This window comes from Acidovorax sp. (assembly GCF_046314175.1).
GTDB lineage: Bacteria > Pseudomonadota > Gammaproteobacteria > Burkholderiales > Burkholderiaceae_C > Acidovorax.
Genome location: NZ_JBKBXG010000162.1, coordinates 1 through 5,535, shown reverse-complemented (window position 1 = coordinate 5,535; position 5,535 = coordinate 1). Strand labels below are relative to the sequence as shown.

Below are 5,535 nucleotides of genomic sequence, written 5' to 3'. Positions count from 1 at the left end.
TATGTGGCGAAGGCGCATGGGCTAACAATGCAAGGAACAGGCCCGATGCGCAATCCTTGCATCCACCCATTGCGACTAAAACGGGGACTGGAGCAGCGCGATAGTTAGAGCGACATCGACGGCCGCTGCGCCATGGCTGCACGCCAGCGTAGCAGGTGCGGGTGCTGCTCGCCCGGCTTGTGCTTGACCACACGCGCAAAGTCCACCGCCACCACCGCCGTGATGTCGGCCACGCTGAAGCGGTCGGTGGCAATGAAGTCGCGGTCCGCCAAGCGCTCGTTGAGCAGCAGAAAGAACTGCCCCACCCGCACCAGCCCGCGCTCGGCCAGGGCCGGGATTTGCGGGTAGTCCACCGCGCCGGGCAACGCTCGGTTGGCCATGGCGGGCGCGCTGTTGCGCAGCGCCTCGGCAATGGCCAACAGGCCCTCGAACTCCATGCGCCAGTTCCAGCTCGCAATCTCGGCCTTTTCTGCGGGCGTCTCGCCCAGCAGTGCGGGCTGCGGGTAGCGCGCCTCCACATAGGCAGTAATGGCCGCGTTGTCGGTCAGCAGCAAACCGTCTTCCGTGCGCAGCGCGGGCACCGTGCACTGCGGGTTGATCTGACGGTAGGCATCGCCCAGTTGCTCGCCATTGCGCAGGTCCACCTGCACGGTGTCATGCGTCACGCCTTTCTCAGCGAGCAGGATGCGCGCGCGGCGCGGGCTGGGCGCCGTGGCGCAGTCGTACAAAGTGATCATGGTGGGGCCTTGCAAAGCCATCAGGGGGCAGGCGAGGCAGCAGCCGCCGCCTCGATCTTGTCCTGCGTCTTGGTGTCAAAGTCGCTGGCCTCGTGCCGCTCGCGCAACTGGCTGGCCAGGTCGCCCTGAACACGGTTCACCTTGCGCCCACGCTGCACCGCCGGGCGCTTGGCCACCTGCTCGGCCCAGCGCACCACATGCGTGTATTCATGCACCTGCAAAAACTCGCCCGCGTTGTAGGCCTGGCCTTTCACCAGCAGGCCATACCAGGGCCAGATCGCCATGTCGGCCACGGTGTACTCATTGCCCGCCACGTATTCCGTCACGGCCAGGCGCTGGTTCAGCACATCGAGCTGGCGCTTGGCCTCCATCGCATAGCGGTCGATCGCGTACTCGATCTTGACCGGCGCATAGGCATAAAAATGCCCGAACCCTCCCCCCACAAACGGCGCACTGCCCATCTGCCAGAACAGCCACGACAGGCACTCGGCCCGCGCCGCGCCGTCTTTGGGCAAGAAGGCGCTGCCGAACTTCTCGGCCAGATACATCAGGATGGCCCCGGATTCAAACACCCGCACCGGGTTGGCGGGGTCGGTGCGGTCCAGCAGCGCCGGGATCTTGGAGTTGGGGTTTACAGACACAAACCCGCTACCGAACTGCTCCCCCTCGTTGATGCGAATCAGCCACGCGTCGTACTCCGCCCCGCTGTGGCCTTGGGCCAGCAGCTCTTCCAGCATCACCGTGACTTTGACGCCATTGGGCGTGCCCAGCGAATACAGCTGCAGCGGGTGGCGGCCTACGGGCAGCTCTTTGTCGTGCGTGGCTCCGGCAATCGGCCGGTTGATGCTGGCGAACTGGCCGCCGTTTTCTTTGTTCCATTGCCAGATGGCGGGGGGGGTGTAGGGGGTGAGTGTGGACATCGGAACTCCAAGCGTAAAAAAGGAGGCTGACAGCAACCTCAGCGATTGCAGAATTAGGGTGGCGACCGGTTTAACTTACATGCGTTGACGCTGCTGCCTTAATGACAAACACTCGCATGCCGACCTTGGGTCGAGCAGATGAAGTGGGCCAAGGGATTCCCGTTTTGTCTCCAATGACCGCTTCGGCTTTCGAAGCGTTGGCGACCTGTAAGGAGGCCACGGATGTCTCCTCAAAGTAGATATCGAACTCAAGGGCAATAGCGTCGCCCACTTTCACTGAGGAATTTTCAATATCCACCCCAAATGCATGAGACCAGACTTGTGCAATTCGCCCAAGCAAACAATAGTGTTTGGGTACAGGCTCAAGGCGACCATGACCGTAGAGCACCGGTTTCACGTCATCCGGTTTCCATGAATGCCTGCGCTTGTTGACTACCATCCGGTAGAGATCCCAGGTTGTCAGAAGGCCCTGGAAATTTTCAATTGCGACATCAACCAACTCTCTTCTGAAAGGCACGGAGTTGTCACGCTGCAGGGGAGGGAGATGCCGTTGATGGTTGATGATTGAGAGCCCAACCACGTCGACCCTCTTTTGCTCGCGCATAACCAGCGTCGCATGCTTGAACGCTTGCATTGCATCCTCGTCTCCGGGGAAATTGTTGATCCCTTTAATGTCAACGACGAGTGTTGGACTGCAATCTTGTATTTGGAGGTCCTCACGGCGCGCCTTTCTTTCGCGGTCGCGAATCTTGTCCATGTCCACGACGGATTGAAAACCTAGCTCGCGGAGAGCAATCACGACCGCCTCTACGAGAGGGTCACCGGTCTGAGTCAAAAGATCGTGCAGCCATCCTTCTTCGGCACGAGCGGCGGTAATATCTGCCGCGATACGTTCCATTTCGGATTCATGCCGCTTTACAAGCTCATGGCGTTCGCTTTGCAACTTCGTCACTTTGGCCAACTCATATTCGGACAGGTGAGTCCATCGGCCTTTCTCGATCCCTGGAAACAGGCCAGGGAACATTTCTGGAAAAGCGTCCGTCAACAATCTCTTGATGAACCCCGCTTTGTGTTGCATTTGGGGCAGGATCAGAATTGCACCGTTTGACGACAAGGTCCTCGCTAATGCAACAGTTTCGCCAAACTTGTTTTTCGCCAACACCCTCCATTTCTCTTCGTCATATCTTGGTACGAGAGTGCATTCGAAACGCATGTCGGGAAGATACTCACTGAGAGCTTTGCTCAATGGAGTTCGCTCTTCACAGATAGAAATCTCTTCGCCGTGCGATTCGACAACGCGGATGTAGTCGAGATCGGAGAGGAACGACCACTCATCAATGGAAAGCTCTTGTTCAGTCCGAACTACACCGCCGCGCGTCTTTCCATAGCTCATCGTCATCCCCGTTTTGGGGGATGCGAATACGACGACAACGCCTCCGGTGGACACTATACGGCTGAAGCCGTCTCGCACCTCCATTGCGGCCACCGCCCGTGAATCAACGAGGCCTCGAGTGCATTCGATCCAAATTCCCGTCACATCCTCACCGGAATACTTCTCACCCACGGCGCTCGATGCCGCATCGAAGCTGAGGTCGATGAAGATGATTTCTTGTTCTGCATAGCCCGCAAGCTGCGATGAATTTCTCGCAGGAATCCACCGCGAGGATGGCTCCACTTGAAATGGAGTTCCTAGTGACCCAGAGGTAGTGTTTATGCCAGCATCAACCAAAACGGCTTGGACTGAGCGATCAAGGTCCATGAGAAGTACCTTGGGCTTGACATTCTTGACCGGCGATGCTTTGGCAGGGGATGCAAGTAGTGGCGCCTCAGAGATAGAAAGGGAGGCTGCGGGCGTTTGCTTTTTCTTAAACATCAGCGAATCACTTCAGAAATTAATATCTAGAAGGGCTGGGTGCATTGCTGTTGAGTAGGCCAGCTGTCCAGAACTAACTTTGCGAGGAAAGCGTACTTGGCGGAAACCGATGTATCCCTCAAAGCTATCTCCCAACCTCAGTGCGCCTTATCCCAATTAGCCCCCACTCCCACCTCCGCCAGTAACGGCACCTTCAGCGCCGCCACTTCCGCCATCAGGCGCGGGATGTGGGTCTTGAGCCAGTCCACCTCGCTCTCGGGCAGCTCAAACACCAGTTCATCGTGCACCTGCATGATCATCTGGATGCTGGGCTTGTGGGCATCCAGCTCCTTCTGCACCGCCACCATGGCCAGCTTGATCAAGTCAGCCGCCGTGCCCTGCATGGGTGCGTTGATGGCGGCGCGCTCGGCCCCGGCGCGGCGGGGGCCGTTGGGGGAGTTGATTTCGGGCAGGTACAGGCGGCGGCCAAACACGGTTTCGACATAGCCCATGGATTTGGCGGCGGCCTTGGTGTCGTCCATGTACTGCTTCACGCCGGGGTAGCGCTGGAAGTATTTGTCGATGTACGCGGCGGCGGCCTTGGTCTCGATGCCCAGGTTCTTGGCCAGGCCAAAGCTGCTCATGCCGTAGATGAGGCCGAAGTTGATGACCTTGGCGTAGCGGCGTTGCTCGCTGGTGACCTGATCGACCTCCACCCCAAACACTTCGGCAGCGGTGGCGCGGTGTACGTCCAGCCCGGCGTGGAAGGCGTGCAGCAGCGAGTGGTCGCCGCTCAGGTGGGCCATGATGCGCAGCTCGATCTGGGAGTAGTCGGCGCTGGCAATCACCCGGCCTGCGGGCGCCACAAAGGCCTCGCGCACGCGGCGGCCTTCTGGGGTGCGGATGGGGATGTTCTGCAGGTTGGGGTCGTTGCTGGACAAGCGCCCGGTCACCGCCACGGCCTGCGCGTAGTGCGTGTGCACGCGGCCGGTGCGCGGCAGGGCCAGCTGGGCCAGCTTGTCGGTGTAGGTGCCTTTGAGCTTGACGAGGCTCCGGTGCTCCAGCAGCTTGGCGGGCAGGGGGTAGTCCTCGGCCAGCTTTTCCAGCACTTCTTCGTCGGTGCTGCGGGCGCCAGTAGCAGTCTTCTTGACCACGGGCATGCCCAGCTTGTCGAAGAAGATTTCGCCCAGCTGCTTGGGGCTGCTCAGGTTGAAGGGCTGGCCTGCAATCTCGTAGGCCTCGGTTTCGAGCTGCAGGATGCGCTGGCCCAGTTCGTGGCTTTGTGCGGCCAGCGTGGGGGCGTCGATGAGCACGCCGTTGCGTTCGATGCGGTACAGGGCTTCGCTGCTGGCAATTTCCAGCTCGTAGATGAGGCGCAGTTTGTCGTCGGCCTGCAGCAGCGGCCACAGGGCGTTGTGCACGTCCAAGGTCTGGTCGGAGTCTTCGCACGAGTAGGCGGCGGCTTTGTCCACCGGCACCTGGGCAAACGGGATCTGGTGCGCGCCTTTGCCGCACAGGTCTTCGTAGGTGATGCCTTTGCGGCCGGTGTGGCGCTCGGCCAGGCTGGTCAGGTTGTGGGGCTTGTGCACTTCGAGCACGTAGCTTTGCAGCATGGTGTCGTGCGCGTAGCCCTGCACTTCGATGCCGTGGTTGGCGAACACATGGCGGTCGTATTTGATGTGCTGGCCCAGCTTGTGGTGCTTGGGGTTTTCCAACCAGGGCTTGAGGCGGGCGAGCACCTCATCCAGCGGCAGTTGCGCGGGCGCGTCGGGGCCTTCGTGGCGCAGGGGGATGTACGCGGCCTCGCCGGGCTGTACGCTGAAAGAGATGCCGACGATTTGCGCACGCATTTCGTCGAGGGAGTCGGTCTCGGTGTCGATGGCCGTGAGCGGGGCTTTGTGCAGACGCTCCAGCCACTGGTCAAAGTCCGCCCAGTTCAGGATGGTGTCGTACACCACGGTGCGGTGCTGGGCTTCTTCGGCCACGGTGCTGGCGGAGTGGTCGGCAAACAGGTCGCCGCTCTGGC

General features: G+C 60.3%; 4 protein-coding genes. All 4 read right to left on the bottom strand.

Features of this window, described 5'->3' with window-relative positions:
- Positions 1-104: 104 nt before the first annotated feature.
- Complete coding sequence (locus ACK4OE_RS24930; RefSeq protein WP_409889118.1) at positions 105-737, bottom strand: glutathione S-transferase family protein; 633 nt, start codon at positions 735-737, stop codon at positions 105-107.
- Between the two features lie 20 nt (positions 738-757).
- Positions 758-1,657 carry a glutathione-dependent disulfide-bond oxidoreductase gene (gene yghU / locus ACK4OE_RS24925; RefSeq protein WP_409889117.1) on the bottom strand — a complete coding sequence of 300 codons (900 nt, stop codon included), beginning with the start codon at positions 1,655-1,657 and terminating at the stop codon, positions 758-760.
- Between the two features lie 70 nt (positions 1,658-1,727).
- Positions 1,728-3,530 carry a hypothetical protein gene (locus tag ACK4OE_RS24920; RefSeq protein WP_409889116.1) on the bottom strand — a complete coding sequence of 601 codons (1,803 nt, stop codon included), beginning with the start codon at positions 3,528-3,530 and terminating at the stop codon, positions 1,728-1,730.
- Between the two features lie 137 nt (positions 3,531-3,667).
- A partial coding sequence (polA, locus tag ACK4OE_RS24915; RefSeq protein WP_409889115.1) for a DNA polymerase I occupies positions 3,668-5,535 on the bottom strand: 1,868 nt, incomplete at its 5' end.

Excerpts from the sequence above, each read along its gene's own strand:
- ACK4OE_RS24930 (WP_409889118.1), bottom strand. The coding sequence starts at position 737 with ATGATCACTTTGTACGACTGCGCCACGGCGCCCAGCCCGCGCCGCGCG.
- yghU (WP_409889117.1), bottom strand. The coding sequence starts at position 1,657 with ATGTCCACACTCACCCCCTACACCCCCCCCGCCATCTGGCAATGGAAC.
- ACK4OE_RS24920 (WP_409889116.1), bottom strand. The coding sequence starts at position 3,530 with ATGTTTAAGAAAAAGCAAACGCCCGCAGCCTCCCTTTCTATCTCTGAG.